The sequence below is a fragment of the Candidatus Pantoea multigeneris genome (genome assembly GCF_011752615.1).
GTDB classification, from domain to species: domain Bacteria; phylum Pseudomonadota; class Gammaproteobacteria; order Enterobacterales; family Enterobacteriaceae; genus Pantoea; species Pantoea multigeneris.
Map to the genome: position 1 here is coordinate 350,224 of NZ_VWXF01000004.1, position 26,727 is coordinate 376,950.

25 protein-coding genes are annotated in these 26,727 nt (G+C 51.5%); 9 read left to right on the plus strand and 16 right to left on the minus strand.

The genetic code is table 11. The annotated features are described in order from the left end of the window. Nucleotides 1-110: 110 nt before the first annotated feature. Together F3J40_RS12450 and F3J40_RS12455 are read right to left on the minus strand one after the other, a co-directional pair. On the minus strand, nt 111-3,779 hold the full coding sequence (locus F3J40_RS12450; RefSeq protein WP_167015047.1) for a hypothetical protein: 3,669 nt from the start codon (nt 3,777-3,779) through the stop codon (nt 111-113). Nucleotides 3,780-3,946: 167 nt separating this feature from the next. Continuing rightward, nucleotides 3,947-4,807, minus strand: coding sequence for a LysR family transcriptional regulator (locus tag F3J40_RS12455; protein ID WP_167015049.1), 861 nt, complete (start codon nt 4,805-4,807; stop codon nt 3,947-3,949). A 232-nt stretch (nt 4,808-5,039) separates the two neighbouring features. Here F3J40_RS12455 and F3J40_RS12460 point away from each other — a divergent pair, with 232 nt between their 5' ends. From F3J40_RS12460 to F3J40_RS12475, 4 genes are read left to right on the plus strand one after another with little or no spacing between them, the layout of a single operon-like run. After that, the gene (locus F3J40_RS12460) at nt 5,040-5,786 is read left to right on the plus strand and encodes a 2OG-Fe dioxygenase family protein (protein WP_167015051.1); all 747 of its coding nucleotides are present in this window, start codon (nt 5,040-5,042) and stop codon (nt 5,784-5,786) included. Beyond that, nucleotides 5,770-6,252, plus strand: a complete 483-nt coding sequence (locus F3J40_RS12465) for a GNAT family N-acetyltransferase (RefSeq protein WP_167015053.1) — start codon at nt 5,770-5,772, stop codon at nt 6,250-6,252. The genes F3J40_RS12460 and F3J40_RS12465 overlap by 17 nt, the downstream gene beginning before the upstream one ends. After that, nucleotides 6,249-6,953 (plus strand): AzlC family ABC transporter permease, encoded by a 705-nt coding sequence (locus F3J40_RS12470; protein WP_205297332.1) that lies wholly within the window; start codon nt 6,249-6,251, stop codon nt 6,951-6,953. The genes F3J40_RS12465 and F3J40_RS12470 overlap by 4 nt, the downstream gene beginning before the upstream one ends. Then, a complete protein-coding gene (locus F3J40_RS12475; protein WP_167015055.1) occupies nt 6,932-7,255 on the plus strand; it encodes an AzlD domain-containing protein in 324 nt (107 codons plus the stop codon). The genes F3J40_RS12470 and F3J40_RS12475 overlap by 22 nt, the downstream gene beginning before the upstream one ends. Nucleotides 7,256-7,406: 151 nt before the next feature. Here the strand turns inward: F3J40_RS12475 and F3J40_RS12480 are convergent, their stop codons facing one another. The 6 genes from F3J40_RS12480 to F3J40_RS12505 all read right to left on the minus strand — a co-directional run bounded on the left by F3J40_RS12480 (nt 7,407) and on the right by F3J40_RS12505 (nt 13,394). Further along, nucleotides 7,407-8,807, minus strand: coding sequence for a purine-cytosine permease family protein (locus F3J40_RS12480; RefSeq protein WP_167015057.1), 1,401 nt, complete (start codon nt 8,805-8,807; stop codon nt 7,407-7,409). Between the two features lie 166 nt (nt 8,808-8,973). Next, nucleotides 8,974-10,440 carry an aldehyde dehydrogenase gene (locus F3J40_RS12485; RefSeq protein ID WP_167015059.1) on the minus strand — a complete coding sequence of 489 codons (1,467 nt, stop codon included), beginning with the start codon at nt 10,438-10,440 and terminating at the stop codon, nt 8,974-8,976. A gap of 11 nt (nt 10,441-10,451) precedes the next feature. Beyond that, nucleotides 10,452-11,489 (minus strand): LLM class flavin-dependent oxidoreductase, encoded by a 1,038-nt coding sequence (locus F3J40_RS12490; RefSeq protein ID WP_167015061.1) that lies wholly within the window; start codon nt 11,487-11,489, stop codon nt 10,452-10,454. Beyond that, complete coding sequence (locus tag F3J40_RS12495; RefSeq protein ID WP_167015063.1) at nt 11,486-11,989, minus strand: flavin reductase family protein; 504 nt, start codon at nt 11,987-11,989, stop codon at nt 11,486-11,488. The genes F3J40_RS12490 and F3J40_RS12495 overlap by 4 nt, the downstream gene beginning before the upstream one ends. Before the next feature lie 3 nt (nt 11,990-11,992). After that, nucleotides 11,993-12,820: an alpha/beta fold hydrolase gene (locus F3J40_RS12500; RefSeq protein ID WP_167015065.1), complete on the minus strand. Its 828-nt coding sequence runs from the start codon at nt 12,818-12,820 to the stop codon at nt 11,993-11,995. After that, a complete protein-coding gene (locus F3J40_RS12505) occupies nt 12,792-13,394 on the minus strand; it encodes an amino acid synthesis family protein (RefSeq protein WP_017346674.1) in 603 nt (200 codons plus the stop codon). Before F3J40_RS12505 ends, F3J40_RS12500 begins: the two co-directional genes overlap by 29 nt. A gap of 425 nt (nt 13,395-13,819) precedes the next feature. On the opposite strand from F3J40_RS12505, the gene F3J40_RS12510 reads away from it, so the two are divergent. Further along, nucleotides 13,820-14,500 carry a GntR family transcriptional regulator gene (locus tag F3J40_RS12510; RefSeq protein WP_167015067.1) on the plus strand — a complete coding sequence of 227 codons (681 nt, stop codon included), beginning with the start codon at nt 13,820-13,822 and terminating at the stop codon, nt 14,498-14,500. Continuing rightward, the gene (locus tag F3J40_RS12515) at nt 14,501-14,785 is read left to right on the plus strand and encodes a DUF1330 domain-containing protein (protein ID WP_017346672.1); all 285 of its coding nucleotides are present in this window, start codon (nt 14,501-14,503) and stop codon (nt 14,783-14,785) included. It begins immediately after the preceding gene. 111 nt (nt 14,786-14,896) lie between these two features. On the opposite strand, the gene F3J40_RS12520 is transcribed toward F3J40_RS12515, so the two are convergent. From F3J40_RS12520 to purU, 8 genes are read right to left on the minus strand one after another with little or no spacing between them, the layout of a single operon-like run. Next, the gene (locus F3J40_RS12520; RefSeq protein ID WP_167015069.1) at nt 14,897-15,517 is read right to left on the minus strand and encodes a helix-turn-helix domain-containing protein; all 621 of its coding nucleotides are present in this window, start codon (nt 15,515-15,517) and stop codon (nt 14,897-14,899) included. After that, nucleotides 15,514-16,314 (minus strand): IclR family transcriptional regulator, encoded by an 801-nt coding sequence (locus F3J40_RS12525; protein ID WP_017346670.1) that lies wholly within the window; start codon nt 16,312-16,314, stop codon nt 15,514-15,516. The genes F3J40_RS12520 and F3J40_RS12525 overlap by 4 nt, the downstream gene beginning before the upstream one ends. A 56-nt stretch (nt 16,315-16,370) precedes the next feature. Next, on the minus strand, nt 16,371-16,985 hold the full coding sequence (locus F3J40_RS12530; protein ID WP_167015071.1) for a sarcosine oxidase: 615 nt from the start codon (nt 16,983-16,985) through the stop codon (nt 16,371-16,373). A gap of 3 nt (nt 16,986-16,988) precedes the next feature. Further along, nucleotides 16,989-19,904 carry a 2Fe-2S iron-sulfur cluster-binding protein gene (locus tag F3J40_RS12535; RefSeq protein ID WP_167015073.1) on the minus strand — a complete coding sequence of 972 codons (2,916 nt, stop codon included), beginning with the start codon at nt 19,902-19,904 and terminating at the stop codon, nt 16,989-16,991. Continuing rightward, nucleotides 19,901-20,227: a sarcosine oxidase subunit delta gene (locus tag F3J40_RS12540; protein ID WP_167015075.1), complete on the minus strand. Its 327-nt coding sequence runs from the start codon at nt 20,225-20,227 to the stop codon at nt 19,901-19,903. The genes F3J40_RS12535 and F3J40_RS12540 overlap by 4 nt, the downstream gene beginning before the upstream one ends. Before the next feature lie 11 nt (nt 20,228-20,238). Beyond that, entirely contained in the window at nt 20,239-21,480 is a 1,242-nt protein-coding gene (locus tag F3J40_RS12545) for an FAD-dependent oxidoreductase (RefSeq protein WP_167015077.1), read from the minus strand. Between the two features lie 9 nt (nt 21,481-21,489). Further along, the gene (gene folD, locus F3J40_RS12550) at nt 21,490-22,401 is read right to left on the minus strand and encodes a bifunctional methylenetetrahydrofolate dehydrogenase/methenyltetrahydrofolate cyclohydrolase FolD (RefSeq protein ID WP_205297333.1); all 912 of its coding nucleotides are present in this window, start codon (nt 22,399-22,401) and stop codon (nt 21,490-21,492) included. Next, entirely contained in the window at nt 22,398-23,264 is an 867-nt protein-coding gene (gene purU / locus F3J40_RS12555) for a formyltetrahydrofolate deformylase (protein ID WP_167015079.1), read from the minus strand. Before purU ends, folD begins: the two co-directional genes overlap by 4 nt. Nucleotides 23,265-23,757: 493 nt before the next feature. Between purU and glnT the strand changes: the two genes are divergently transcribed. The 3 genes from glnT to F3J40_RS12570 are packed head-to-tail and all read left to right on the plus strand — an operon-like array spanning nt 23,758 to nt 26,715. Next, entirely contained in the window at nt 23,758-25,092 is a 1,335-nt protein-coding gene (gene glnT, locus F3J40_RS12560; protein WP_017346663.1) for a type III glutamate--ammonia ligase, read from the plus strand. A gap of 22 nt (nt 25,093-25,114) precedes the next feature. Further along, the gene (locus F3J40_RS12565; RefSeq protein ID WP_167015081.1) at nt 25,115-26,038 is read left to right on the plus strand and encodes a class II glutamine amidotransferase; all 924 of its coding nucleotides are present in this window, start codon (nt 25,115-25,117) and stop codon (nt 26,036-26,038) included. Beyond that, entirely contained in the window at nt 26,035-26,715 is a 681-nt protein-coding gene (locus F3J40_RS12570; protein WP_167015083.1) for a GltB/FmdC/FwdC-like GXGXG domain-containing protein, read from the plus strand. Before F3J40_RS12565 ends, F3J40_RS12570 begins: the two co-directional genes overlap by 4 nt. The last annotated feature ends 12 nt before the right edge of the window (nt 26,716-26,727 follow it).

Below are 26,727 nucleotides of genomic sequence, written 5' to 3' on the forward strand. Positions count from 1 at the left end.
GGCGATCCGTCGAGCAAACTCCCATTTTCAATGATGATAGCCATTATCTACAAATGCAAAAATCACATAAGCTTTTCTGAAAAATAGAAATGGTTATGCACTGCGTGCTTTTATCCTGGAATTGCCAGAGTTTGCGCGGCCAGGTAGGCCGGATTTAGCCGGAACTGGTGGTGTCGGTTGAAAGCACCAATGATTAAACCGGGAGGGATATCTACGCCGTAGTTAATCTCCCAAGGATGGTAGGAGACGCGGCGTTGCATTGGCGCTGTGACAGTAAGCCGATTGGCATAAAGATGGTAACCCTCCAGAGAGCGGCCATCAATGACATAAGTATGGCCGCCTCGGTCACCACCGTAATACCAGGCACCGGCGCGATCGCGGTCGTAAAATGCAGAGGTTGAGATCCCTTTGCCATCCATATCCTGCTGATCCCGCCCTCCCTCAAATCCCCCCCGCATACCGGTTACCTCAGCCAGGGAATCAACGGGTCGACGTAGCTTAAACCCTTCGGCAAACACCACTGCCGGAACTCGTCGGTCGCCACGAAAAGTCATCCCCGTGTAGACATAGCCTTTTTCATCGTCCTGCCAGTTTATCTCCCCCGTTTCAAAAATGTGCTCTTGTATCAACTGCGGTGTTGCTTGTATTCGTTTACTGGAAATATCACTAATCAGGCCTTCCCAGCCATAATAAGCGAAGGGATCGCCTTCTGTTGGCAGGAGTAAACAAGAATGCACCGGCCCTCCGCCTCTGGGCCCAGATGTAATACGCCATAAACCCGCATCCTTAGCAGCAAACCAGGTGGTAGGTTTTGGTACCGAGGGGTTGCCTGGATCAAAGCGGTAAAGGCGTGTCGGAGAATGAATGGTGGGATAGAGATAAAAATCTTCACCCGATATTTTAATGGGTGTCAAACCTGACAGTGGATGCCTTTCATCACTGACAATATGCTTGCTGGCTGCTGTCGTTATCTCAGGAACATTCTCAGCACGCAGAGGCTCCGTAATATGACCTGCACAATGAAGCGGGGAACGTACGTTCGCCACAGTATTAAAGGTATCTAAAGCCAGTTGTGGATAATCTCCCTGTTTAATCGCCTTTACCGCGTCTTTAATGCTATGCGCAAACACATCAAAACTCGCCACATCATGAAGTACAGTGGCAATATTTTTAATGGATTTGATCTGATTCAATAAGGGTGCAAAAGCAAAAATAGCATCAATCGTAGTAGTTTCAGCATCACGTCCTTCAATAAGGTCGTCCAATACTACGGCTGCCTGCAAAGGTGGGAACGGAATAAAACGGGCGACCTGTAGCAACTGATCTTTGATTTGCCGCCATAAACTTCCCTCAGAGTTTGCAGGTTGGGTGAGGTAAAACACCTCTTTATTGGTTGCATATCGGTTGACCAGCATTTGTCTAAAGTGATCGGTTTTATTCATAACACTCTGCTGTTGTGAACTGTTTAGAAAATGACTAATACGTAGAGATACATTACCCCCCTCTTCATGAGAGCCAGATTGCAAAAACTGTGCATCGATAACTGGCAAGCCATCTCTGATAAAATCACTGTCAGACATGAATTTACTCAAACTCAGAGATGCATTTGCACTGCGCAGTATGCTTGACTCCGTTTCAATGAGCCTGAACCTTTCCACCAGGTTCTTGATCTGATGCTGGTTGAAAATTGCGTATGCAGCCTCAGGATTCGCCAAAATTTTAGCGAAAGTACGATTGGATGAGATTTCATTTGCCGCGGGACAAAAAATAGCAATCAAGCCCTGTGTCGTATTTCTGCTATGCAGCTCATCTACAATTCCGGTTTCCCTGAGGTTCGCGCCAAGAGAAGAGCAGTGAAATTCGCTGTCATTATTATCGTAAAGAGGATTAGAGGGATTATCAAAACGAGAGCGAAGATCTGGATTAAACACCAACTCGAAGAATGAGATGTTTTTTACATCTACATTACGTTCAATTTTTATCGGCAGCGTATGAGTAAAAAACACGGCCCAATGGTCTGAATCAATGCTCAACTGTTTAGCAAGCGCACGGGCACAAAACTCTTCTTGCGAAATATGCGACGTCAGTAAATAACTCAATTGACGTTCATTCTGTTGTGCGAGCAGATCATAATAGATCGTCACTAAATCCGTCACTGCTTGAGCAACATTAAGCCCGGGATTATCATTAGACAATAGTTTAATTGCTTTTGTGATGGCAGGTATATCGCTCAGGCGTCCATTGGCTTGTCTGGCCTGAGTGGAAAAAGAGGATATAAATTGTGAAATAATATAATTCCACTCTGAGAAATTTCTCTCAATATAGCGTTCAGGATATTTATCGGATCGAAGATTAAAGCATTTAACGTACTTGTTATCCAGACTGTAGCTGTTCTTCTCCAATGCTGGAGATGAAACTTTCATCGAAACATGCTTTAGCGAGTAGAGTGAGGGAAAATCCAGTATTCTGGTGGATGTATCATTTGCCAGCACAGCATGATTCAAACAAACTTCATTCTCTTTTTGATAGAATGTCATCGTCTGCTGTTTGATGTTGTTAAGATAGTCACTTAAGCCCGCATAGTGGATTGGGTTGCAATGATAAAAAGAAGGTTTTACAAAATACTCTGGTAAGGAAATACCTGGCTGAACAAGGTTTTGTTGCGTGCTGTTATTTATTTCGTAACCAATGACAAGTTGAGTATTTAATCCCCCATACCGATGTAATGCATCTGCAACTGTTTGGTAGATGTTCCTACCGGGTCTGCATGCGCTATCTGTATTAATCTCAGCTAAATCTGCCATGATGAGAGAAACATGCTGTGTCAGAAAAGTATCAAGCAATACTGTTAAGTTGCCACTGCTCTCCACCAGATTCTTTTCAAGATAATATTGATTGAATACGTTCTGGCCCAAATGCCACTGGCAGTCAATATCATCACCATCGGCGTGGCGAAAATATCGCCATTTCTTTTCCTCAAGATCTTTAAGCGACAGATTGATTGCATCAATGTCATTTACGGCCACGTTTTTAATACGATAAGCATTCAGAATATCGTTAACATTCCACTCTCCATCATCCCATACCGTGAGACGACCGCCTGTTAGGCGACTCACGGGAAACATAGGCTGGCTTGCATTTAGCAGCAATGCATTAATTGAGTTACCGATGTGTGTAACGGGAAAGACAAATTTATCTCTGACATCATTTTTAACGTAGCCATGTAGCGAAACGATAATGTTTCCGTCATAAATTTCAGCACTCACCGAAACTGAACGATTGAAATCAAACTGGTTCAACGCGGTGTTACGCACGATCTGTGCTAAATAATTGCGATTCTCAACAGAAGAAAAAAAAGAAGAGTGAAGATTAGCATTCTGATTTAATGCTAAGTAAGTACACTGATTTTTAATATCACACAGTGCTTCTTTGATGGCACGGTTGGCATCATTGATACCCGGAAGCCGAGGACTGAAAGATGCTGTGAGACGATATATTTTCTGACCTGAAAACAGATGGTGTCTGGCAGTCAGCAGTGAGTTTACTGCCGTTTTAATGATTTCTCTCACTTTACTGTTAAAGAAACAGTCAGATAAGGATCGCGTAGTTAATTGATTACTCTGGTTCGCAGTAATGTCTCTTTTATGACGCACACCCTCCACACGATCCTGAATAGCAGCGCGATCTTCAACCGCAGTTGACTGCACATACGCTGTATTCGCATCATCTGAATATGTCTTCACCACAACTGTAGAATTTCTACTGTTATCAACAAACATATCGACTCCATTTTTGAAAAATCACCGTAAAGGGTGGTAAGCAACAAGCACTGCACAGTGCTGGAGGCTGCGCTATGGGCTGAACCACTAACGGTATGTTGTAATTAATGAGGTGATTTCAGTCACTGCACAATGGCATGCGGTGACTGAAAAGGGGTATTGACGTGTCAGGCGGTCAGTTGAATTTCCGGTAGATGCACCACATTGCTGTAAAGTGGCTCCAGATCGCTCTCTTCAAGCAGTGGCTCTTTCATTACCAGATGAACGTTCAGCACATCTTCAAAGTGAGGGAGTACCGTCAGGTTGTTCTGCTCTGCCATTGCTCTAGAAACGATGCCTATGCTGCCAAAGCTTTTGAGCATTGAAATGCTGACAATTTCACTGCCGGAGTAAAGCGTCATTAAACCGGGGTATTTATCCCCGCTGACACTGATAAAGCGTTCGAAACTTTGCAAGTAGGGGCATTCTGGCAGTGGCTTGATCAATGCAGTCAGCGGGCCAGTCTGGCTACTGTCCGTTGCCGCAACCACCTTAATACTCAGTCCTTTCAGCGGGATACAGTAAAACCCGTCAGGGACGATGTTACCAATCACCACCGCGATATCAGACTCCCCTTTCGCCATCTTTTGCACGTTATCTGGCGATTCAGAAGTGCTGAAAACGGGACGATAATTACCCAGTTTTTTCATCATAAAACGCATGATGTTCTGATTGATATCCAGCGAGAAAGTGCTGTTTAATGAAAAACGCAGCGGTAACGGTTCACGCTGACGTAACTGATGAATTTTTTGCTGTAGTTGGTCCGAGCTTTTCACCACATTCATGATAAAAGGCAATAATTCCTGCCCGTCTGCTGTCAGTGCAATCCCTTTATTGGTGCGTAAAAATAAGCGGAAGCCACAGTGCTCTTCCAGCTTTTTCAGCTGGGCAGCCAGCGCCTGTACGGTCAGATGTGCATCATCTGCCGCGCAGGTTAATGATCCCGCCTGAGCCATTTTTAATATATTTTTCAGTACTTTAATATCCACGGCTTTTACACCTCTATCCGCTATAGCCCTCTTTATATCAGGGCGATTAATTATTTTCAATTGCGTTTTTGCATCAACAGCGACTATTAATAACTCTCCCCAAAAAATAATTCACTTGTCGTGACTGAAATTATAATTCAGTCACGTGAAAAACAATTTCATTTTCATATTTTTTGCATTTGATAATTTACTCGCCACAGCAATGACACCTTATATTTAAGCGATAATTACAATGCTAAAACTCAATAAAAACGTAGGGCACACCCTACGAGCTAATAAAGCAGTTAATGTTCTTGGCAGCGACTTCGCGTTGACCGGCGGCTTCAGTGAATTTGTTCGCTTCACGAAAAGCTGGGAAACCCTGGGGTTAGATAACTACTACGGGCAAGCCGACCGCGGTGCTCGCTATCGCAGCTATAGCGACTTCGAATACGACCCGGCTAGTGAAACGTTAACTCGCCTTGAGCACCGTGCTTATGAGCAGTCAACAGAACATAACCGTTATGTCGGGGGTATGGTACGGCACTTTGACGATGTCAGCGCCGAGATCTTTAATTCCGCTGTATTACAGGCGTTAGTGAAACTGGATTTTGAGGTTTATAAAGAAGTCCTGCCGGAAGCACTACACAGTAAAATATGGCAGTGCCAAATCCATCAAATCCGTATTGAAATTAATCCCGGTGCGGAGATTGAAATTACGCCAGAAGGTATCCACTGTGATGGTTATCCTTTTAGTGCCGTGCATTTCTGGGGACGTGAAAATGTCGAAGGCGCGATGAGTCAGGTATTCACCAAAGAGGAAAAACTGATCGACTCAGGGACCTATCGCAATATTTTAGACACGACATTTTTCCTCGACCGTGAATTATTACATTACGTCACCACCGCATTTAACCCAACGAAAGATAAAATGGGTTATCGCCAGATCATTGCCATCTCTTTTTCCAGACCGGGAACTGACTATGACATTATCAAGTAACCTGCAATTTAGTGCGGCCCCCTCATCAGAGGCTGTTTCACTAAATGGCCTGACAATTCGTCAGGCTCAGGTAGAAGATGCTGAAGCAGTAGCGCAGTTTCTGCGCTTCTTTCAAGAAGTCTCTTTTTGTGAATGGCAAGATCGCCAACAGTTGGAGTTGCTGATTCTGTCGCAACAGGGCTGCTGCTATATTGCCATGGACCCTCATAGCAGGCTGGTGGGGGCGGCAATTGGTGGCATTATGGGAACGCGGGGCACCGTTAACCATCTGGCAATTTCACCACGCTATCGCCAGATGAAAATTGGCACCACCCTGACGCAGTCACTGTTGCAGCACTTCCGCGAGCGCGGCGTAAAACGGGTGTTTCTGTTTATTGATGACAGAAATCAACTGGCGCTCAATTTCTGGCATCGTCAGGGATTTGCGCCAACCCAGGGTGAAACCACCTGCGAGATCGATCTATGAGCAGTGAGTTAATCGCCCCGCGCATGCCCTGGCGAGAAAGCTTTTATGATGCTTTACCTGTGGTTGCCGGCTACTTTGTTGTCGCCTTTGCTTTCGGCATGATGTGTGTGAATGCAGGCTTTCCACTGTGGTTGCCCGTAGCAATGTGTATCTTTGTCTATGGTGGCTCTTCCCAGTTTGCCGCATTGGCATTACTCAGCAGCAGTGGCTCCTTTATTACTATCGTCCTGTCGACGTTTCTGATTAACGCCCGCCATATTCTTATGGCGGTCTATATGGCAAAAAAACTCGATTTCATGCAGCTGTTACCACGCCAAAAGGCACTGTACGCCTTTGGCCTGACGGATGAGTCTTTTGCGTTACACAGCCAGCGCCTCGCATCAGAGAAAACCACCTCTTATGGTTATCTGGTGGGTTTCAACACCTGGTGTCATCTGTTCTGGATCGCAGGCGGTTTGGTCGGGGCGATAGCCTCAGAATACCTGGCGCATTTAGTCGATTTCAAGCTCGACTACGCATTAACTGCGATGATGATTTTTGTGCTGGTATCACTGTGCAACTCAGGGCAAAAACTGTGTGTTGCCCTCAGCGCCGTGATCACCACCCTGTTAATGAATGCCTGGATGCCCTCATCACTGAATGTGTTTATCGCAACCGCCGTAGGCTGTGGAGTGGGATTATGTCTGAAGAAATTTTCCTGATTGGGATTGTGGCTTTTATGATGGTAGTCACCTACCTCACGCGGCTCCTCCCGTTTAAAATACGTCTTCCACACGAGGCGCGTCTGTTAAATGCGGTGATCGAATATATTCCCGTCTCGATTATTGCCAGTATTACGTTGCCTGCGGTTATTGCCCCAGCGGGTCAGTTCAATGGCTTGCTCAACGCGGATGCCTTAGCGGCTATTCCGGTCGCTTTCATCGCCTGGCGGACACGAAATCTGATTTACAGCGTTCTCGGTGGGGTCGTTGCACACATTGCCATTCAAAAATTTTTCTTATGAATAGCACAGAATCTGAAACGCACTAGTACAGAAGTCGCTATAACAGTTAGATACAGTTTCCCTGGTGTTGTCACGAATGTGACCCCCGCTTCGGCGGGTTTTTTTTCCCCCAGGAATAAAACCCCGTCATCCTTGTACGGGGCGATTTGAGTCAGGCTTTACTCCGCTCGCGTCCGATCACCATGGTTTCGCTTTTGCGCTGAACCAACGGAAAAATCACACAGGTCACCACCAGGCTGATAATCCATGACACGTCAGCGCCCGGCACCAGCTTCGCCCAGGGGCCGGCAAAGAAGGCATTCTCAACAAACGGGATCTGCACCACGATACCAATAAAGTAAACCAGCAACGTTTTGCCGTTGAGCAAGCCGTAACGGCCGCCATCCGCGCGGAAAATCGCCGTTACGTCATAGCGCTGCTGGTTCAGATAGTAGAAGTCCATCAAATTAATCACACACCACGGGATTAGCACTGAGATCAGCGCCAAAATCAGGTTGATGAAGAAAGTGACAAAGTTATCCGCGGCGGCCAGCGCCACCAGAATTGAGCCAATCAAGACCGCGCCAGAAACGATAACCCTGATCAATGCGCGCGGATGCCACACCGGTAAAAAGGTTTGCACAGCAGTGATCAGTGATAGCACCGCACCGTATAAATTCATCGAGTTATGGCAAATGATATTGATCAGGAACAGCACCATCAGTACCGGCCCTAACCAACCCGTTGCCTGCCGCACCGCCATCATGGCATCGGTGCCTTGGGGAACCAGATTCACAGCCAGCATTCCGAACACAAAGGCAAGAATGGTGCCACAGCAAGCGCCCAGCCAGGTGGCTAAGAAAGGTCTCATTACGCCAACGCTGGCAGGAAGGTAGCGCGAGTAATCTGAGGTATAGGGAGAGAAGCTTATTTGCCAGACAGCACCAATACAAAACGTGGCGAACCAGCCTGCAAAAGTAAACTGGCCACGCTGCCAAAAATCAGCCGGTAAAGGAAGTGAGAGCATCATGACGAGCCCGGCAACCAGTGCGCCGCCCATGACCCAGGCCCCGACTTTATTGATGCGATGGATAAAATGATAACCCACGACACCAATTAATGTGGCCAGCACCGCGCCCACAATAGTGGCCGAGTGCACCGGAATAGCCGGTATCACATTATTAATCACTTTGCCGGATAGAGAGATATTCGAAATAAAAAACCCCAGGTAAATCACAGAAGTAAAAGCGATCACCAATAGCGAGCCATAACGACCAAACTGCGCCCTGCTCTGCACCATCTGCGGTATCCCAACCTGAGGGCCCTGTGCTGAGGTCAGACCAAGAAATATACCGCCGAAAACATGCCCTGCAATAATTGCCGTTAATGCCGAAAGAATATTTAAATGGAAATGCTGAGTAGCAATTGCACCACTGACTACGGCTAGCGGTGCAATATTGGTGCAAAACCACAGGGTAAATAAACTACGTGATCGCCCATGGCGTTCTGATTCTGGTACATAATCCACGGATTTATTTTCTATAAAACTGCTTTTTAATGGCTCGTTATTCACTTTAGCCTCCGGGTTGAATATTTAATTAATAGAAACCTCTGTAAAAAATGCACAGCCATCCAGACAAAAGTTATTTTGTCTTCTCTGGTAGCGAGTCTGGCGGTCTGTTCCTGGTAACAAAATTCCACCGGTAACGCTGAATAGCAGTTACCGGTTACTACGGGTGTTATCGCATGACGAAGGGATCGTCGATAGGTTCATCGCTGGTGCGCAGCCACACCGTTTTCGTTGTGGTGTATTCCAGGGCAGCGTCAACGCCCCCTTCACGGCCCGAACCCGAGAGCCCATGTCCACCAAAGGGCGCCAGTGGTGATACCGCACGATAGGTGTTTAACCACACTACGCCGCAACGGAGCTGTCGGGTGATACGGTGCGCACTCGTCAGATTTTGCGTGAAGACACCGGCTGCCAGTCCATATTCGGTATTATTCGCCAGCGCGATAGCTTCAGCTTCATCGCGGAAACTGATAACTGACAGCACCGGGCCAAACAGCTCCTGCATCACGCTGTCAGCGGCTGGGCTGTCACTGCAATCCAGAATGGTCGGCGGATAGTAATAGCCGTCACCTTCAATTTTATAATGCCCGGTAACCAGTTGAGCGCCTTGCTGCAATGAGCGTTCAACGGTTTGCTGAATAAAAGTTTTCTGCCGTTCGGTACATAACGGACCAAACTGGGTTTCCTGCTGTTGCGGACAACCAATCACAATGGGTGCCACTTTTTCCACCAGCTTCTGTATAAATGCCGCTTTTACACTCTCAGCCACCAGCAAACGCGAACCCGCAACGCAACTCTGGCCTGAAGCAGCAAAAATGGCGGCCACTTGCGCATTTGCGGCACTTTCAAGATCGGCATCTTCGAACACAATAAACGGTGATTTACCGCCCAGCTCTAGCGACGTCCGCGCCAGGTTCTCAGCGCTGTTACGCACAATGTGTTGCGCAGTCGCCGGGCCGCCGGTAAAGGCAATATGATTCACCTGTTTATGCTGCGTCAATGGCGTACCACATGCCGCCGCAAAACCGGTAATAAAGTTGCACACCCCCGCCGGGAAGCCCGCTTCGTGAAACAGCTCAGCCAGCGCCAGCAAAGGTGCCGGGGCGGTTTCCGCTGCTTTCACGACCACAGTACAACCCGCTGCCAGTGCCGGACCCAGTTTAACCGCTGAGAGAAACAGTTGACTATTCCACGGCACAATCGCAGCGACCACACCTACTGGCTCGCGACGGGTCCAGGTTTCCATATCCGCTTTATCAATGCTGAGCGTGCGTCCATCCATTTTATCGGCAAGACCGGCATAGAAGCGGTAGTACTCTGCAACATAGGCAATTTGCGAACGGGTTTCCCGAATGATTTTACCCGTATCCAGCGTTTCCAGCCGGGCGAGGCGATCGGCATCACGCGTAATCAGATCGGCCAGGCGCAGTAACAACTTACCGCGACCGCTGGCGGTCATTGCGGGCCAGGGGCCAGACTGAAATGCGCGGGCAGCGGCCTGAACGGCGGCATCCACTTCCGGCTCACGTGCTTCCGCAATCACTGCCCAGGGCTGCGCCGTGGCGGGATTCAGGCTGTTAAAACAGGCAGAACCCTCGGTGAATTCACCGTTAATATAAAGCTTAAACGATTCCATCAATCACTCCTTCACTGAAACGCAGGCAGTACCCGTTCGATGAAACGTTGCAGCGAGGCCTTTTTGCGCGCAAAGCTCATACCGCTGTCAATCCACAAAGAAAACTCATCATAGCCGAGGGATTCATAGCGTTTCAGGCGTGAGATCACTTCTTCAGCACTGCCGATAGCCAGATTACGGCGCATGATCTCTGCCGAGTAATAGGTGTTGGCAGCAATCTCTTCATCACTCAGTGGCGCAATCAGCCCCTGAGAAACCGGACGCTCATTTTTAAACCAGGCACCAAAGTAGTTATAGAAACGATTAAGTTCGACCGCCGCCCGATCGGCATCGGCGTCATCTTCCGCAACATAGCCATGCTGCAGCAGCATGATTTTCAACGGCTGTTCCGGTTTGTACTCATGACACGCCTGTTTAAAACAGGTGACGAGGCGTTCAATCTCCTCTTCGCCCTGATGCAAAGGCGTAACCTGGACGTTGCAGCCATTTTTCACCGCGAATTCATGGCTGTTGGGATCGCGTGCGGCAACCCAAATAGGCGGATGCGGCTGCTGTTTCGGTTGTGGCGTACAGGTGGTGGCCGGGAATTGCCAGAATTCACCCTGATGCGCGTAGTCTCCCTGCCATAAGGCTTTTACCGCAGGCACCAGTTCACGCATACGTTGCCCGGCTTCCCATGCCGTGAGACCCGGCATCAACCGCTCGTATTCATACGAGTATGCACCGCGTGCAATGCCGAGTTCGAGGCGACCGCCGGTGACCAGATCGGTCATGGCGGCTTCACCCGCCAGCTTGATCGGATGACTAAAAGGCGCAATCACCGTGCCAGTCCCGAGCCTGACATTTTTCGTCCGATGCGCAATATCCACCAGGTTGATAAAGGGATTGGGTGCCATGGTGAAATTCATGCCGTGGTGTTCACCGGTCCAGATAGCGTGTAATCCACCCTGATCGGCGATTTCACACAGGCTCATCATCTCCTGATAGAGCTGTTCCTGCGGTTCGTCCGCTGAGACGCGCTCCATATGAATGAATAGCGAGAGTTTCATGCTGTCACTCCCTGAGCCATATGATGTTGTGCCGTGAAGTATGCGCCGCGATAGTAGCCCAGACCCGCGCTGCCTTGAGATTCAAACTCAACCACTTTGCCGATCAGAATTGCATGGTCGCCCGCGTCAACAACCTGCCATAACTCACATTCGAACCAGGCTGAACTTCCCGCCAACAACGGCACGCCAGAGTCCGCTTCAACCCAATCCACCAGAGAGAAGCGGTCAGGTATTTTTTGCGCAAAGATATTCGACGTTTCCTGCTGTCCCGCGCTGAGTACGTTAATGGCAAAATGGCGACTCTCGGTAAAGGTGGCAAAGTTAGCCGAACGCTTATCAATGCTAACCAGCAACAACGCCGGGTCGAGCGATACAGAAGAGAAAGAGTTTGCAGTGAACCCTTGCGGGGTCCCTGCGCTATCCAGTGTAGTGACTACTGTCACGCCGGTCATGAAAGTACCAAAAGCGTTACGTAGTGCTTTACGTTTTTCTGCGTCCATCGGTTACTCCTCAACGGGTTGTTGGTCACTGACAGCGGCATGCACCGGTTTAAGAAACAGCAGGAACTCTTCATTAACCCGTTCTGCGTCTGTCAGATTTAACATGTGTTTTGCGTTACCTATTACGACTAACTGGCCCTGCGGTGCCGCCTGTGCCATTTGGCTGGCCATCTGCGGGCTGGAGTTGGCATCCAGCTCACCGGTCATCACCAGAACCGGACAGCGGATTTCACCCCAACGGTCGGCATAACAGCGATCCCCTTCCGCAAACGCCTGGTAAGCCCGCGCATAACCTTGGGTGTTCACCTGTGTTAGCCACTCACCCACCTGCTGACGTAGCTGCTGCTGCTCTGGTACATCATCAAACCAGCGACCCAGCGGTGAATCGAGCTGTGCTTCTCCACTGGCTAATGCCTGCGCACGCTGTAATACGGCGGTGCGCGCTGCATCATTGCGTTTGAATACACCGCTCATGACAATCGCTTGAGCGATAAGGTCAGGGTGTTCAATGGCAATACCTGCGGTAATCAATGCCCCCATGGAGTGACCCGCCACGGCAAACTGTCTCTCCGGCTGGGTGCGGAGAAACGCCGCCAGCCAGTGTACGTAGTCGCTCAAGGTTGCCGAATGCGTGAATCCTTCACTTTCGCCATGCCCTGGCATATCCACCGCAATCACACGAAAATTGCGGCTTAGCACCTCAATTTGCGGCTGCCAGGCATCGGCATTCATTCCAACGCCATGTACCAGAACCAACGGCATTCCCTGCCCGGCTTCCCGATAACTGACGCGCAGATTAAATTCAGACAGCTGCTGGATTTTTCGCATCATGGCCCAACTCTTTCAGATCAAGATAACGGTTGCCGATACGGTGATGTGGGCGTCCACCCAGAGCCGCGCCCAGAGCTACCAGGATTTCGTCGCTGGCAGGGGCGTCGCTGATGCTAAATTGCATGGTGAGGTAATGCTCACGACTTCCTTCATCGTTTTTACCCATCATTGGGATCAGCACCGGTGCGTTCGCTGGGCCACGGGTGTTGTTAAACGCGAGATAGCTTTTCCCCTGTACGGCGCTGCGATAATGGTTACCAAAATGCAGGGTGTGAATGAGCGCGGAAGCATGTTCCAGCTCACCATCCATCCCGACGACGGCACTTTTACCAAACGCCTGTACGCGTTCCCCACTCCCCGCCTCTTTGATGATCAAGCTGGTCAGTAATTCACCCAACACCGGGGCAACTTCACGAATCTTAGGCGCCAGATCTTCCACAAAACCAGCACCTGCCCACGGGTTTTTAATCACTGCCGCAGCAGCAATCATGATCAGGGGTTGGGTTGCGGCTTTACCGCCATCAACGTACAGCGTTTCAGTAGTGACCAGCGTTTTACGAATATCCGGGTGCATATGCGCCTCTCATGATGTGTGAATGATTTGTTAATCCTGACTGCGTGTTGGGATATAACATCGGAATTTATGGTATGTCAAAACTTGGTATACCATCATATGGTGTTCTTATAATCCGGTATGCAGTATGTGGTATAGAACCAGAAAGGCTTGAAAAATAAGGGGGTTTAAGCAGCGAAGAGGTCGAAACAAAGCCGCCTTAATCGCGAATCGCAACATCGACTAAACCAGCTATAATCAATGAGTTAAGAAAATTCTTGTCCGCGCATGATGACATCAAGGATTTGTGAGCCAGCGCTAATTTAGCTTTTTCACTGCGTCAGTCACGACAACGCAATACGTTGCCTTTTCGGATGGGATAGTGCTAATACTACCTGATTGAATATTTCACTCTGCTGCTTTGCGGCCTGGAAAAAGAGAATAAGATGGTCACCAAACCTTCACTAAAAATAGAAAATGCACCGATTACACTGCGCGAACTGGCGCTGAATAAAGTACGCCAGGCGATCATTTCTGGTTATTTTAAAGCCGGCGATCGTCTGATTGAACGTACGTTAAGCGAAGAATTAGGGGTCAGTCGTACCGTGGTACGCGAAGTGATTCGCTACCTGGAAGCGGAAGGATTGATTGAGAACCAGGCAAAGAAAGGGCCGATGGTCGCCCTGCTGACCTGGGAAACCGCCGAGCAAATTTATGATATCCGTCTGTTGCTAGAGCAGGAAGCGGCTTATGACTGTGCCCGCCTTGCCACCAGCAAGGAGAAACAGGCCCTGCACAAGAAGCTACAGCGTATTGGCCGGGCCTCACAGCAGCAAGATGACATTGAACGCGTTGAAGCTTCACAGGATTTTTATGAAGCCATTTTCCGTATTTCCCGCCATACCATCGCCTGGGAAATCGTCCAGCGTCTCAATAGCCGGATTAGCCGCCTGCGCGCACTGACGTTGCGTAGCCATGAACGCCAGGTGGCGGGATTTGAACGTATGTCGCGTATCTATTCCGCCATTGAAAATGGCAATCCTGAATTAGCGAAAGAAGCGGTAAAACAGCATTTAACCGAAGCCGCAATGTTGGCTAAAACGATATTATTAACTGAGGAGAAATAAATGGCCGCTTATTGGATTGCACACGTCACGGTAAAAGATCCTGTGCGTTACCAGGATTATATGTCGCTCGCCCCAGAAGCATTTAAACAGTTTAATGCGCGTTTTTTAGCCCGTGGGGAAAAAGCCACTTCACTGGAGGGAAGTGCGTTTGTAAAACATGTACTGATTGAGTTTGATGACTACCAGTCAGCCCTGGATTGCTATCACTCCCCCGCCTATCAACGGGCTAAACAAGCGCGATTAGACGTGGCGGATGCCATGATCACCATCGTCGACGGCCTGTAAAACAGGCCGCAGAATAATATTTACTTATGATTATTGAAATAATTAATCTGCCAGGAAAATAAAGATTCAGGGATGAATGCTGTGATTGGAATATAAAGAGGCAGACCGGATTTAGCGAGATTCTTCCTGGTCATCGTAATGGATGACGGAGAGTAGGCGAATCGGAACGGAAATTAATTTCTCCGGGCCATGCGGAACACCCGCATCAAATGAAAGGCTGTCACCGGGTGACATGGGATACAAACGTTCGCCGTGTCGATAGATCAATTCCCCCTCCAGCAAATAAAGGAATTCGTGGCCTGCGTGACAAAAATTCGGGAACTCTTCGGCTGCATCATCCATGGTGACTAAGAACGGTTCATACAACTTCACCGGTCCCTGAGCATAACTGAGCAAGTGATAGGAGTGGCCCACATTGGTTCCGGTGCGCACCACTTCCATCCCTTCACCCGCTTTGATGAGTTGAGCACCGCGCTTGGCGATATCGTAATCGCTGAATAATTTAGACACCGGCAGGCCAATCGCGTCACACAATCGGCTGAGAATATCGAGGCTAGTCGAGACCTGAGCATTTTCGACCTTACTCACCATGCCCACACTGACGCCCGCGATACGCGCAACGTCGGAAATTTTTACACCCTGTGAAATGCGGCGTTGTTTCAGCGAACGCGCAATGTGCTGTTCAAGACTGAGTTTGCTCTCCAGCGTGTGTAGGCCAGTGGGTTTGGTCATCGGATCCTGATTTTCTCCGTCATCTTACGTAAGTTACCCAATTCAAACGAAATACGCTGCGCGGTAGAGAGTAACGCTTCACGCACGCTCTCTTTTTGCCGTTCATCCATCATCACCGCATCGGGGCCAGACACATTAATCGCCGCGACAACATGATTGTGATGATCGCGCAGCGCAGTAGCAATAGCCGTCGCATAATCAGATCGATGTTCTACCCAGCCCTGTTGATAATCAGCAGCAATCGTCTGCTTCAGCTCAGGTAGCGTACGCGGTGCGTCACTGGCATAACCATCCAGTCGCACATGCTGATAAAGCTGTTCCAGTTCCGTTTCTGTCAAGCCGGTCAACAACACGCGCCCTACGGCACTACAGTGACAGGGAATTCGCGTGCCAGGGGGGACATTGACTGACAGCCGCTGCGAGGCAAAAGAGCGGTAAATGTAAACCGCATCGCAGCCTTCGCGAATCGTCAGGTGACAGGACATTGAAACGGTGTTGCGCAGATCGTTCAGGTGCGGCATCGCAATATCCACGATATCGCGGCTGGCAAGGTAGCTGAATCCGTTGGAGATGACCTGAGGCCCGAGCTGATAGGTATTTTTCGCCACCTTTTCCAGATAGTTCATCTCGGTCAGGGTGGTCACAATCCGATAGATAGCAGAAGTCGATACGCCAAGGTGGTCGGCGAAATCCTGCACGGTAAGAATGCGTTCGCGGCTGTTGAACATTTCCAGAATGGTTAAGCCGCGAAACAACGCAGGTACAGTGTAGTCATTTTCGATTAAGGAGACTGACATCAGGGTTCGTCCTGTTTGTGGCCGTGCCAGCCTGAGCACAACACGGCCATGTGTTGTCACTGTGGCAAATATTGCCCCGCAAATTCGGTCATGGCATCACCGCAAGCTTCCCAGAACCAGGCCGCCAGACTGCTGTCAATTAACAGCCAGAATTCAGCACTCTCGCCCGGTTTTGCTGCATTAATCACGATGCTGTTAGCCCGCGCTACCGAGGTTTGTGCCACAGCGCCTGCTGGAAATGCCGCTGCTGACAGGTCTACGGCGCACAGTTTTGCCATCATCGCGGCAATATCCGGACCGCGTAGCCGCAGCCAGGCATGGGTATCCTGACGCGGTAACAGATAGCAGGCGATATCACTGAGTTGCCAGCCTGCTTCCAGTTGCTGCACAGACTGCTGAGACGCGGCGGAATCCGCCAGTACCATAAACTCGCTGGCCGAAAGACGCACCACCAGCGAGCCATCCGTCTGCCAGGTGGCTTGATTGGCCCGAACCGGCACCTGATAACCGTGCAGCTCCAGCCAACCCGCAGCCTGACGGCCGCGAAAACCCACCCGCGCCTGCAATGAGGCATCCTGAAGCGTAACGCCCGTAGTGGTTGAAACCGGTTTGAGGCCAGCGGTGAGATGCGCCAGTGGTGACGTTGTCACCTTATAGCCTGGATTTTGCATAGGTTATAACTCCTGTCGTAAGTTATCGGCGTCATAAAAGGGCAATTTCACAACCTGCGCCACCAGCTCCCGTCCACCTTCAACCCGCAGCGTAATTTGACTGCCAGGAGAGCTATGTTCAGGTGATGCATACGCCATGCCAATAATCGCTTTTAAGGTAGGTGAGTATTCACAGGAGGTGACGTTGCCGGTAATGGCGTCGCCAGATAACACCAGATGCCCCTCCAGCGGCTGTGGCGCATCGGCAGGCAGTTGAAACGCCACCAGTTTGCGCAATGCTGCCTGACCACCAAGAATGTCGATGGCGCGCAGACCCACAAACGGGGTTTTCTGCCGGTTCACCGCCCAACCCATGTCGATCTCTGCGGGATGACTCATGCCATCCGTATCCTGGCCAATAATCACATGGCCTTTTTCCAGTCGCAGCAAGCGCTGGGCTTCCACACCAAACGGGCGAATATTCAACCCCACACCCGCTGACATCAACGCTTCCCACAGGCCACTGGCGTAGCGCGCGGGCACATGGATTTCGTACCCCAACTCCCCGACAAAGCCAACACGTAACAGGCGCGCAGGGATCCCCGCCACATGGCCTTCACGATACGCCAGATAGGGGAACGCGCTGGCAGAGAGATCCACATCGGTGCAGAGCTGCTTCAGGACATCACGGGAACGCGGTCCGGCAAGGTTAACCGCCGCCCAGGCGGAAGAGACGTTGGCGATATCGACGTTTAAGCGCCAGCGGGTGTTCCACTGCTGCATATTCTGATATACCCGCGCCACACCGCTGGTCGTCGCGGTGACATAGAAGTGATTCTGCGCCAGACGACAGGCCACACCATCGTCGATCACCACACCCTGCTCATTGGTCATCAGGGCATAGCGGGTTTTACCGGTGGGTTGTTTATGAAAAGCCAGGGTATACATGCGATTGAGAAATTCAGCGGCATCCGGCCCGCGTAACTCAATCCCGCCCAGTGTAGAAACGTCAATCAGCCCGACGTTATTGCGCACATTGAGCGCCTCCTGCTGCACCGCATCACGACGATTTTGCGCTGTTGTAGTGCGATACCACGCCGGACGCAGCCAGTTACCGGCTGGCATCATTTCTGCCTGTAATTTAAGGTGATGCTGATGCAAGGCGGTCACGCGCCACGGATCGAAACTGCGCCCCGCCAGGTGTGCCAGGGTTTCGGCACTGAATGGCGGACGCGCTGTGGTTACGCCAGTTTCGCTCACGCTGCGCTGCGTGGCCTGCGCGACCAGTCGGGCGGTGGGCAATGCTGAGTGGCGTCCCTGTGAAGGGCCCATGCCCACGGTGGAAAATCGCTTCACCAACTGCACATCGCGATAGCCGTGTCGGGTGGCGTTGATGATGTCTTTAACCTGCAAATCCTCATCAAAATCGACAAACTCTTTGCCCTTGGGGTGAGGAAACAGCGGCCACGGATAGTTGCCCACTAGCTCGCCCTGTGGGGCTGGCGTGGCTGAAGCCGAAGAACGACCAATTTGCGCCAGCGCCTCTCCGGCGGCATACGCGCCGTCGTGCAGGACATCCTCCAGTTGCTGCCAGCCATTGATCGAACCGGCGGTATATAAACCATGAGGCAGGTTCGAAAGGGTGAAACGCGCGCTGTCGTCAGCATAGTGCAGTTTGGCACCGGCCTGACACGGCAACTGCCAGGCTGGCATGTAGCCCCCGGACATACACAGGAGATCGCAGTTGATCTTTTCGCCTTGCGCCACCACCGTGCCTTGCCCGCTGATTTTACGCACCTCCACGGCGTGTAAATGGCCGGTTTGTCGGGCGGGTAAAGCCTCAAACACCGTGGCATGGGTATGAATATCAATCCCCAACTGTGCCAGTCGCTGCACCAGGGTGGGATCTGTGGCGTGGGCACGCATATCGACAATGCCGGCGACTTCCACTCCCTGCTCATGCAGCGTCAGCGCCGCCAGATACCCATCATCATTGCCGGTCAGTATCACCGCACGCTGGCCGGGTTTCACGGCATACCAGTGCATCAGGCGCTGCGCGGCGCTGGTCAGCATCACACCGGGCAGGTCGTTATAGCGGAAGACTACCGGTTGATCATAGCTGCCTGCCGCGACAATACAGGCCTGCGCGCGCACTTTAAACATTCGCGTTCCCTGAATAACAGGCAGCCAGTTATCCTGGAACCAGCCGTTGCAGGTAGCGTTTAGCAACAGGGTAATGCCCGGATGTTCGCTTACCGCCTGGTGCAAGCGGTGTAATTCGCGTTCAGCCGGTTGGGCATCTGCGGCAAAGCGCGCCCAGCTTAAGGCCCCACCCAACTGCGGTGACTGCTCCACCAGCACCACTCTGGCCCCGCCTTCTGCTGCCGTCAGTGCCGCCTGCATACCCGCCGGGCCACTGCCTACGATCATCACATCACAGAACAGGTACGCCTTATCGTGATAACCGGGCTTTACCTGCAAATTGAGTACGCCCAGACCGGCTTTGCGCCGAATCAGCGGTTCCCAGCGTTTCCACATCCCCATCGGCTTGTAGAACGCGCGATAGTAGAACCCCACCGGCATAAAGCGGGAAAACAGCTCCATGCGGCTGTCACGATCTTGCGCCAGTGAGCCGTTGTAGTTCTGCCCCATCACGCGCAGCCCCTCGGCCACCGGCTGTTGATCCGCCAGAACATTCGGGGCATCAGGCAGTTGCACCAGCGTGTTGGCATCTTGCCCCGCCATGGTTAACACACCACGCGGACGGTGATATTTAAACGATCGTGAGAGCGTTGTCTGGCCGTAAGCCAGCAGTGCACTGGCGATGCAATCTCCGGCGAATCCCTGCCGCTGTTGCCCTTCAAACGAGAAATTCACCGGCTGTTGACGATCGATATAGCGCCCCATCGGCGCTGCGAGGCGTTGCGGTTGCTTGCTCATAGGGAAATCGCCTCTGGTAATAGGTTCACCCGCGCAGGCAGCGCCGGGTCCTGATAATCAGGATAGGGGAAACGTTCACTGGCATCGAAGGTGCGCACAATCTCATCGGTGACCGTGTTACGTTCGGCAAGGAACCAGTAGCCTGAGGCGGTGTGATACCACCATTCGGTCACAACGCCTGCACTGTTATCGGAGAAAAACACATAGTCCGCCCAGGCTTCATCACTACAGGTGCTGGCATCGGGAATGGCTTTTAACTCGCCGCCATAGCTGAATTCAGAGATATTCCGTGGCCCGTTCAACGGGCAATGCATGATCTTCATCGTAAATGTCCTTAGTGGCTGGCTGCGGTTGCGCCCATTTCGTTGACCTGGCGGAAATGACGAAAACGATCAAGACGGAACGGTTCGATCAGCGCAGGCGTTTTACCGCCGCTGGCGACCATTTCGGCCATGGTTTTCCCGCATATTGGCGTCGCTTTAAAGCCCCAGGTGCCCCAGCCAGCATCAAGGTAATAGTTCTCCACCGGGCTTTCGCCCATGATCGGGCTGTAATCCGGGGTCATATCCGTGATACCCGCCCACTGCCGCATCAGCTTGGCCTGTGCCAGGAAGGGAAACATTTCAATACCGTGCGCAATCAGTGACTCTTTCAGATCCAGCGTTGAGCGCGTGTTGTAAAGCGGATAGGGATCGGAACCGCCGCCAAACACCACCTCACCCCGACTGGTTTGTTGCACATAACAGTGCAGCGCCGAAGAGCTGACCAGTGGGTCGAGGAACGGTTTGACTGGCTGTGTGACCATCGCCTGCAAGGGATAGCTCACCACCGGCAGACGGAACCCGGCTTTTTGCGCCAGCAGTGAGCTGTGTCCGGCTACCGCCTGCACCGCGCAGCCACAGCTGATTTCGCCACGATTGGTTTTCACGCCCACCACTTTGCCATGGCGTACGATAATGTCCTGTACTTCGGTCAACTGATGGATCTCCACGCCACGTTTGGCCGCCTGTTTCGCGTAGCCCCAGGCAACGGCATCGTGGCGGGCTGTCGCGCCATCGATATGCCACAATCCCGCCAACACCGGCAGGTGGGCCGGATCGAGATTCAGCGTCGGAACCAGTTCACGGATCTGCTGACGATCGATCATCTCGGTGCGGCCACCAAAGTGTTTATTGACTTCGGCTCGCTGTCTGAAAGCACGTACCGTTGCATCACTGTGTGCCAGCGTCAGCTGACCGCGCTCGGAATACATGATGTTGAAGTCGAACTCATTCGACAGTTGCTGGAACAGCTTCACCGATTCGCTGTAAAACCGTACCCCTTCTGATGTCAGGTAGTTGGAGCGAATCACTGCCGTATTACGCGCGGTGTTCCCGCCGGCTAAATAGCCCTTTTCCAGCACTGCTACATTGGTAATACCGTGATATTTAGCCAGATAGTAGGCGGTTGCCAGGCCATGTCCGCCCCCCCCAATAATCACCACATCATAATGAGGGCGCAGATCGCGCGGCGGCGGGATATCCACTTCCGCCGGGTATTCATGGGAGAGGCCATATTTCAGTAAGGTAAGAGACATCGTTGCTCCTTAACCGCAGTGACTTAAGACAGCGGATGCAGTTTGTAACCGGGTGGCCTGTAGCGTGTTTTGCATCAGACAGGCAATGGTCATCGGCCCTACGCCGCCAGGAACCGGCGTTAACGCCGCGGCAACCGTAGACACGCTGGCGGCATCCACATCCCCGACCAGACGGCTGCTGCCATTGGCCCGCGTAACGCGATTGATGCCCACATCGATCACCACCGCACCAGGTTTGATCCAACTGGCATCAATCATTTCTGGCTGCCCCACTGCAGCAATCAGAATATCTGCCTGCGCCGCCAGTGCAGCCGCGTCCTGGCTACGTGAATGGAGCGTGGTCACGCTGCAATGCGCCTTAAGCAGCAGTGCCGCCATCGGTTTACCGACGATATTAGAGCGCCCCACCACCACGGCGTGTTTGCCGCTGAGGTCGCCGCAGTAATCCTGCAACAGTCGCAGGCAGCCCGCTGGGGTACAAGGCGTCAGCACCGCCTGACCGTGTACCAAACCACCGACATTCTCCGGATGGAAACCGTCAACATCCTTCAGCGGATCAATGGCACGTAAGATAGCCTGCTCGTTGATATGGCGAGGCAGCGGTAACTGCACCAGAATGCCGTTCACCAACGGGTCCAGATTGAGTTTATCCAGCGTCGCCAGCAGCTCACTTTCACTCAGGTTTGCGGGAAAACGGTATTCCAGCGAGCGAATCCCCACCTCTTCCGCCGTACGGAGCTTATTGCGCACATACACCTGGCTGGCAGGATCGTCACCAACCAGCACCACGGCCAGAGTCGGATGATGGCCCTGATCGACGAAGGCTCGACACTCTGCCGCCACTTCGGCTAACAGCCGACGCGCCGCCGCTTTGCCATCGATGTTTTCGGCCCGCTGTGGGCTGGTCAGTGTCATATTCATGGGAAAATCACCGTTTTATCCGCATCAAGGAAGACCCGATGTTCGGTGTGATACTTCACCGCCTTAGCGAGAGCGATGGTTTCGGTGTTACGGCCGGCAATAATCAAATCAGCAGGTCGATATGCGTGGCTAACGCGCTGCACTTCTTGTTCGATAATTGGGCCTTCATCCAGATCGGAAGTAACATAATGCGCCGTCGCACCAATCAATTTCACGCCGCGCTCATGGGCCTGGTGATAAGGCATCGCACCTTTAAAACCGGGTAAAAATGAGTGATGGATATTGATCGCGCGGCCAGAGAGTTGTTTACACAGTGAATCTGAGAGTATTTGCATATAGCGCGCCAACACCACTAATTCGGTCCGCGTCTCCTCGACCACTTTTAATAACGCCTGTTCCTGTTGCAGTTTGTTCTCTTTGTTAACGGGCAGATATATAAAGCGGATCCCTTCACGCTCTGCCATAGGGCGCAGGTCAAGATGATTGGACACAATGGCGGTAATATCGATATTCAATTCACCTTTATTTCGCCGGTAAAGCAGATCCGTCAGGCAGTGGTCAAATTTACTCACCATGAGCAACACACGCATCGGTTGACGGGTATCAAACACCTGCCACTCCATGTGTAACTTCTCCGCTATGGCGTGAAAATCACGCTTTACGGTCTCAATATCGGCGATAACATTATCGTTGAAGCGAAAACGCGAACGCAGAAAGAACAGCCCGGACTGTTCGTCGTCATACTGAGATAACTCGCTGATATAGCAATTATTTTCACTTAAGAATGAGGTAACCGCAGCAATAATACCCGACGTAGCAGGGCAAGTTGCTGTGATAACGAAGTCACGCGTAGATGCATTCATGGGAACTCCACACAGATGAATTAAATTGTTTACAGATAAATTTAAAATGGCAAATCAGTCGGGATAAACCGTATTTCTCCGCCGCTAAAACAGATTTAATTCAAATATCAATTATTGTCCAGCGACATTTTAATTGAATGCATCAAAACATCGATCATTCACAGATGAATATCTGCATTCATATATGAAGAGTTATCATACTATTTTTATCAAGATTATTTACAGGTGAAATTCATGCTTGCTGCACAGGCACCAAAATGGGGAGCTTGCACATTTTCCATGGCATTTAATCGTTTGTGTTACGAATACCTTCCCAGGTATTAATAAATCATCATCGCCTATCTCTCTGAAATTTAATTATTTAAAAACTATTTTCAAACGCGAAAACGGTTCTGGCACAACTCCTGCATTTTCCGCTCAGGAAAAAAATATTCCTCACAGGAATGTAGCGAATTGCCGCTGATTCCCTTCACATGCGCTCAATGAGGTCACTATGTCACCTGAACAAGCAGCACAGTTTTTGCGCGATAACAACGTCAGATATCTGCTGGCGCAGTTTGTCGATATTCACGGTGTAGCCAAAACCAAATCGGTCCCGGCACGTTGTCTGATGGATGTGGTAGAGAAAGGCGCGGGCTTCGCCGGTTTCGCCATCTCCGGTATGGGGATGCAACCGCACGGCTCAGACTACCTGGCGCGTGGCGACCTCTCAACGCTGTCGCTGGTGCCATGGCAACCGGGTTACGCGCGCATCGTCTGTACGGGTTACGTGGACAATGCGCCACACCCTTATGACAGTCGGGTGGTGCTACAACGCCAGGTTGAACGCCTGAAGGCGCGCGGTTGGACGCTGAACAGCGGGCTGGAACCCGAATTTTCACTGCTGCGCCGTGGTCCAGACGGTGAGCTACTCACCGCCGATGAGAGTGATACCCTGGCTAAGCCTTGTTATGACTATAAAGGCTTATCACGGGTGCGCGGCTTCCTTGAGCAACTGACAGAATCGTTAGAGCAGGTCGGCTTTGATGTCTACCAAATCGACCATGAAGATGCGAACGGTCAGTATGAGATTAACTATACCTACAGCGATGCGATGACCTCCGCTGACCGTTTCACCTTTGTCCGCATGGCGGCGGGTGAAATTGCCCATGAAAATGGCCTGCTGTGTTCCTTTATGCCGAAACCCTTTGCTGACCGTCCCGGTAACGGCATGCATTTCCATCTCTCCATGGCGGACAGCCAGGGCCGTAATGTCTTTGGCGATGACAGCGATCCACAAGGACTGGGCTTATCCAGCCTGGCGTACCACTTCCTCGCCGGTATTTTGCATCACGCTAAAGCGCTGTGTGCCTTTGCCGCACCAACCATCAACTCCTACAAACGCCTGGTGAGCGGCGGTTCCGCCAGCGGTGCCACCTGGGCACCGGTGTTTATCACCTACGGGGCGAACAATCGCTCTGCGATGGTACGCATTCCTTATGGGCGTCTGGAGTTACGCCTGCCGGATACCGGCGCTAACCCCTACCTGGTCCATGCCGCACTGATTGCCGCCGGGCTGGATGGCATCGATCGCCAACTGGCCGCAGGCAAAATGCAGAACCGCAATCTGTATGCCCTGTCAGCGGAACAGTGTCAGCAAGAAGGCATTGAGCTGCTGCCGCAAAACCTGAAAGAGGCGGTGGATGCCCTCGAAGCCAATACGCTGCTGCGTGAATGCCTGGGCGCTGAAATCACCGACGAATTTATTCGCGTTAAGCGTCAGGAGTGGTTTGAGTTCCATCGCCACGTCAGCGACTGGGAAGTTAATCGCTACATCGAATTTTTCTGATCCCCTACTCAAGGACATCACTATGTGTGGAATTGTCGGACTGTACTTTAAAAAACCCGAACTGGAACAGCAACTGGGGGCTTTATTCGAGCCCATGCTGGTTGCCATGACCGAACGCGGTTGTGACAGCGCAGGTTTTGCCGTTTACGGCGACGAATATGACAGCGGGATCAAACTGACGCTGCGCAGCGAAGTCACGGACTACAACTGGAATGCACTGGCCGAACAGTTGGGCACGGCGTTTGGTGCCGTCGAAAACTGGTTCCAGAATGCCAGCGTGGCGGTGTTTAAACTTCCTACGGATGAAGCGCAGGCGCTGAAGTGGCTATCTGAACATGCCCCGGAAGTGGATGTGCTCAGCGCAGGCCACAGCATTGAAATTCTGAAAGGTGTGGGGTTACCCGCCGAGGTAGCGGGACGCTTTGGCCTGCAACAGATGAAAGGCAGCCATGCGATTGGCCACACCCGTCTTGCGACGGAGAGTGCCGTGACGCTCCAGGGAAGCCACCCCTTTTCTACCGGCATGGATCTCTGCCTGGTACATAACGGTTCACTCTCAAACCACAACCGCCTGCGTGAGAAATTGAAGCGCACGGGCATCAGTTTCAAAACGGAAAATGACTCTGAAGTGGCGGCGGGCTATCTCGCCTGGCGTCTGGAACAAGGCGATTCATTGCAGGCCGCGCTGGAAAATGCCCTGCGCGATCTGGATGGCTTCTTTACTTTCGCCATCGGCACGCGTGACGGCTTCGCCGTCGTGCGCGATCCCATTGCGTGCAAGCCCGCAGTGATCGCAGAAACCGATGATTATGTCGCCATGGCGTCCGAATACCGCGCCCTTGCCGGGTTGCCGGGCATCAAGGATGCCAAAGTGTGGGAACCAGAGCCTGCCCGTATCTACGTCTGGGAACGTGCCACCAGCCATTCAACAGGAGCAACAGCATGAAAACTTTCGACCTCACCAGTGGCGTGCGTGAACTGAACCAGGCGCTGCATGATGCCGAACAAACCGCCAGTGAGAAAGAGTGGCGCGTGACCAATCCTGATGGCAAACACAATATCGCCTGTGGCGTAAACGATGCGGTAAACATCACCATTGAAGGCCATGCCGGTTACTACTGTGCCGGTATGAATCAAAAGGCGCACATCACCATTCACGGCAATGCCGGTGTCGGGCTGGCAGAAAATATGATGTCTGGCAGCGTACGCGTGAAAGGGGATGCCTCGCAGTCTGCTGGCGCAACTGGCAATGGTGGCCTGTTAGTGATTGAAGGCAATGCCTCAGCGCGCTGTGGCATCTCGATGAAGGGCATCAACATTGTGGTGAAGGGCAATATTGGCGCGATGAGTGCCTTTATGGCGCAAGCCGGTTGTCTGGTGGTGTGTGGCGATGCCGGTGAAGCGCTAGGTGACTCGCTGTATGAAGCGCACATTTATGTCAAAGGCAAAGTGGCTTCTCTTGGCGCTGACTGCGTAGAAAAGGCGATGCGTCCTGAGCATATCGAAGAGCTGGGACAGTTATTACAACAGGCAGGTGTTAATGAGTCCCCGACTGCCTTTACCCGCTACGGTTCTGCGCGTCAGCTGTATAACTTCAAAGTCGATAACGCTTCGGCGTACTGAGTCTCCAGGGAG

What these genes read in the sequence shown, in the direction of transcription:
- F3J40_RS12450 (WP_167015047.1), bottom strand. Translation starts at nt 3,779, where the DNA reads ATGTTTGTTGATAACAGTAGAAATTCTACAGTTGTGGTGAAGACATAT.
- F3J40_RS12460 (WP_167015051.1), top strand. Translation starts at nt 5,040, where the DNA reads ATGCTAAAACTCAATAAAAACGTAGGGCACACCCTACGAGCTAATAAA.
- F3J40_RS12465 (WP_167015053.1), top strand. Translation starts at nt 5,770, where the DNA reads ATGACATTATCAAGTAACCTGCAATTTAGTGCGGCCCCCTCATCAGAG.
- F3J40_RS12470 (WP_205297332.1), top strand. Translation starts at nt 6,249, where the DNA reads ATGAGCAGTGAGTTAATCGCCCCGCGCATGCCCTGGCGAGAAAGCTTT.
- F3J40_RS12475 (WP_167015055.1), top strand. Translation starts at nt 6,932, where the DNA reads ATGTCTGAAGAAATTTTCCTGATTGGGATTGTGGCTTTTATGATGGTA.
- F3J40_RS12485 (WP_167015059.1), bottom strand. Translation starts at nt 10,440, where the DNA reads ATGGAATCGTTTAAGCTTTATATTAACGGTGAATTCACCGAGGGTTCT.
- F3J40_RS12490 (WP_167015061.1), bottom strand. Translation starts at nt 11,489, where the DNA reads ATGAAACTCTCGCTATTCATTCATATGGAGCGCGTCTCAGCGGACGAA.
- F3J40_RS12495 (WP_167015063.1), bottom strand. Translation starts at nt 11,989, where the DNA reads ATGGACGCAGAAAAACGTAAAGCACTACGTAACGCTTTTGGTACTTTC.
- F3J40_RS12500 (WP_167015065.1), bottom strand. Translation starts at nt 12,820, where the DNA reads ATGATGCGAAAAATCCAGCAGCTGTCTGAATTTAATCTGCGCGTCAGT.
- F3J40_RS12505 (WP_017346674.1), bottom strand. Translation starts at nt 13,394, where the DNA reads ATGCACCCGGATATTCGTAAAACGCTGGTCACTACTGAAACGCTGTAC.
- F3J40_RS12510 (WP_167015067.1), top strand. Translation starts at nt 13,820, where the DNA reads ATGGTCACCAAACCTTCACTAAAAATAGAAAATGCACCGATTACACTG.
- F3J40_RS12515 (WP_017346672.1), top strand. Translation starts at nt 14,501, where the DNA reads ATGGCCGCTTATTGGATTGCACACGTCACGGTAAAAGATCCTGTGCGT.
- F3J40_RS12520 (WP_167015069.1), bottom strand. Translation starts at nt 15,517, where the DNA reads ATGACCAAACCCACTGGCCTACACACGCTGGAGAGCAAACTCAGTCTT.
- F3J40_RS12525 (WP_017346670.1), bottom strand. Translation starts at nt 16,314, where the DNA reads ATGTCAGTCTCCTTAATCGAAAATGACTACACTGTACCTGCGTTGTTT.
- F3J40_RS12530 (WP_167015071.1), bottom strand. Translation starts at nt 16,985, where the DNA reads ATGCAAAATCCAGGCTATAAGGTGACAACGTCACCACTGGCGCATCTC.
- F3J40_RS12535 (WP_167015073.1), bottom strand. Translation starts at nt 19,904, where the DNA reads ATGAGCAAGCAACCGCAACGCCTCGCAGCGCCGATGGGGCGCTATATC.
- F3J40_RS12540 (WP_167015075.1), bottom strand. Translation starts at nt 20,227, where the DNA reads ATGAAGATCATGCATTGCCCGTTGAACGGGCCACGGAATATCTCTGAA.
- F3J40_RS12545 (WP_167015077.1), bottom strand. Translation starts at nt 21,480, where the DNA reads ATGTCTCTTACCTTACTGAAATATGGCCTCTCCCATGAATACCCGGCG.
- folD (WP_205297333.1), bottom strand. Translation starts at nt 22,401, where the DNA reads ATGAATATGACACTGACCAGCCCACAGCGGGCCGAAAACATCGATGGC.
- purU (WP_167015079.1), bottom strand. Translation starts at nt 23,264, where the DNA reads ATGAATGCATCTACGCGTGACTTCGTTATCACAGCAACTTGCCCTGCT.
- glnT (WP_017346663.1), top strand. Translation starts at nt 23,758, where the DNA reads ATGTCACCTGAACAAGCAGCACAGTTTTTGCGCGATAACAACGTCAGA.
- F3J40_RS12565 (WP_167015081.1), top strand. Translation starts at nt 25,115, where the DNA reads ATGTGTGGAATTGTCGGACTGTACTTTAAAAAACCCGAACTGGAACAG.
- F3J40_RS12570 (WP_167015083.1), top strand. Translation starts at nt 26,035, where the DNA reads ATGAAAACTTTCGACCTCACCAGTGGCGTGCGTGAACTGAACCAGGCG.